Annotated in this window: 2 protein-coding genes and 1 riboswitch (1 of these 3 cut by a window edge); both genes read right to left on the reverse strand. The window is 37.1% G+C overall.

All coding sequences use genetic code 11. The features are described from left to right. Positions 1 to 65: riboswitch (FMN riboswitch) on the reverse strand (it extends 161 nt beyond the left edge of the window). Between the two features lie 112 nt (positions 66 to 177). Next, positions 178 to 1,806, reverse strand: a complete 1,629-nt coding sequence (locus RT445_RS11110; protein WP_274796419.1) for an ABC-F family ATP-binding cassette domain-containing protein — start codon at positions 1,804 to 1,806, stop codon at positions 178 to 180. Between the two features lie 251 nt (positions 1,807 to 2,057). Further along, positions 2,058 to 2,225 carry a hypothetical protein gene (locus RT445_RS11115; RefSeq protein ID WP_274797400.1) on the reverse strand — a complete coding sequence of 56 codons (168 nt, stop codon included), beginning with the start codon at positions 2,223 to 2,225 and terminating at the stop codon, positions 2,058 to 2,060. Positions 2,226 to 2,515 lie beyond the last annotated feature (290 nt).

Below are 2,515 nucleotides of genomic sequence, written 5' to 3' on the forward strand. Positions count from 1 at the left end.
GCTCACGGACTTTGAATGACTTCATCACCGCCGATCGGGAATTTCACCCTACCCTGAAGGATATTTTTATTTAGCTAGTTCTAACAATAACACTATTTTATTATATTATCCATCCTTCTATCTTAAATTTTTCAAAAAAAGGGCCACCCCTTGCTTAAGAGGTGGCGAGTAGTACTGTTAATTTCTTATATTTCGAAGAACATAATCATCATAATTCCCTTGAAAAACAGTCACATTCGAAGGAGTAAGTTCAAGCATTTTACCTGCTAATTTATTTAAGAAATAGCGATCGTGTGAAATGCTCAATAATGTCCCCTCAAATTTTAAAAGTGCTTCCTCTAATACTTCTTTACTAAATAAGTCGAGATGATTGGTCGGTTCATCCAAGATAAGGACATTCGCTTTCTGTAAAATCAGCTTCGCTAAGGCAACACGAGCCTTTTCCCCACCGCTTAGAGAGGAAACCTTTTTAAAAACATCCTCTCCTGTGAATAAAAAATTACCTAGCACCGTTCGTACTCTTGCTTCTTCAATCGTTGGAAATGCACTCCAAACCTCATGTAGTACCGAATTATCGGGGTCTAATGTTGCCTGTTCTTGATCGTAATAGCCAATCGTAACACCATGCCCCCAAGCCACTACCCCACTATCTGGCTCAATCTCTTTAAGCAGTGCTTTAATTAATGTTGATTTTCCAACACCATTCGGCCCAATTAAAGCAACCCTATCGCCTCTGTATAAGTCAAAGGAAATATTTCGCAACAGCGTTTTTTGGATATTTTCTACCTTAAACGATATCTCTAAGTCTCTTACCTTCAATACTTCTTTATGCGATTTCTTATCCATAGCAAATGCCATTTGTGCATGCTTTAAATCTTTTTGTGGTTGATCAATCCGTTCAACTCGTTCAAGTTGCTTCCGTTTATTTTTAGCGCTTCTCGAAGAAGTTGCCATGGCAATATTCCTTTGAATATAATCCTCCATTTTAGCTATTTGTTGTTGTTGCATCGAATATTTTTTCTCTAGCAACTGACGATTCTTAGCTTTACTTTCTACATATTGAGAATAATTACCGCTATATTTTGTGCCTTTTGTACGCTCAATCTCATAAATTTCATGGACAAGGGCATCTAAAAAATAACGATCATGAGAAATAATTAAAATGGCCCCTTGATAGACACGTAAATAATTTTCAAGCCAATTTAATGTCTCGAAATCCAGGTGATTTGTCGGCTCATCCAAAAGTAATAAATCTGGTTGTGCTAACAGGATTTTGGCAAGAGCAAGCCTTGTTTTTTGGCCACCACTGAGCTTCTTAATCAGTGTATCGTTGGGGATGTCGCCAAAACCCATACCATTTAACATACTTTTAATTTTTGGCTCAATATCATAGCCACCTTGTTGCGTAAACCAATCCGCCTTGCCAGCATAGCGTGTCATTATTTGCTCAAATTTATCCGGATTATGGACTAAAGATGGCTCACTCATTTGCGCCTCCAGTTCTCGAAGTTCCTGTTCAACCTTTAGTAGCTCCGTAAATACCCCGAGCATTTCAGACCAAATCGTTTGTTCCATCTGCAATCCACTGTCCTGTTTTAAATAGCCTACTTTAACCCCTTTCCCCATGAAAATCTCCCCCTGATCGTATGGAAGATCTCCTGCAATTATTTTCAGTAACGTTGATTTTCCAGCTCCATTTACCCCAATAAGGCCCATGCGATCCCCACGTTCCAGTTTTAAGGTAATGTTTGAGAGAATAGGATCTCCTAAATAGCTTTTACTAATTCCATTTAATTGAAGTATCATTTTTTCAATCTCCTTATTTATTTTGGCCATCATTTCACCAAGCGTTAGCACTTAAGAAATAAATGGACGTATAAGGTTACACATCACTTCTCTCTCCTCCCCCAATAAAAAAAAGGCACCGTAATAAACGGCACCTTTGAAAAAATAAATCTCTGTAATGAAGAGGCTTTATTCTATATTTCACAATAAAACACAAAAAGCGCCGATCAAGAACCGGCGCTTACCCTGCTTTCTATTTTACAGTAATACTACTAAAAATAATTATGATAATTTGAAGGTAAAAAGCTTCCGGAACCTGTTTCCATATGAAATTTGCTTAAAAAAGGGCAGACCTCTCCCTTTGCCAGCAAGTCCCCACAGAAATTGTAAGATTTCACCTCTATCTCAATCAAACCTTTTGCGAATTTAGCTTCCATCACTTTTTACCTCCTTTCGAATAATAGTATCAATTAATCTAACACAAATTTTTAGAGATTACAATTGTTTTTAAATACTGGCTTTTTTCATTTTAATGCATAAACAATAGGCAAACACTTATTTTTTTGAGTTGGCGTCTATCGTTTGAAAGCCCAATTTCTTTTGAGAGAGCGCTTTTTTGTACGACCATTTCCGTTGCAATCGCAGTATTTTTTGATAATATTTACCATAAGATGTTTACGTACGCTCAAAATGGTTGTTGTTTCATGAGGCAGTTGTTAGCCCATTCCAT

Origin of the sequence: Lysinibacillus sp. (genome assembly GCF_032093475.1) — a bacterium.
Taxonomy (GTDB): domain Bacteria; phylum Bacillota; class Bacilli; order Bacillales_A; family Planococcaceae; genus Lysinibacillus; species Lysinibacillus irui.

Bases quoted from the DNA above. Each gene is read 5' to 3' on its own strand.
- RT445_RS11110 (WP_274796419.1), bottom strand. From the start codon at position 1,806: ATGATACTTCAATTAAATGGAATTAGTAAAAGCTATTTAGGAGATCCT.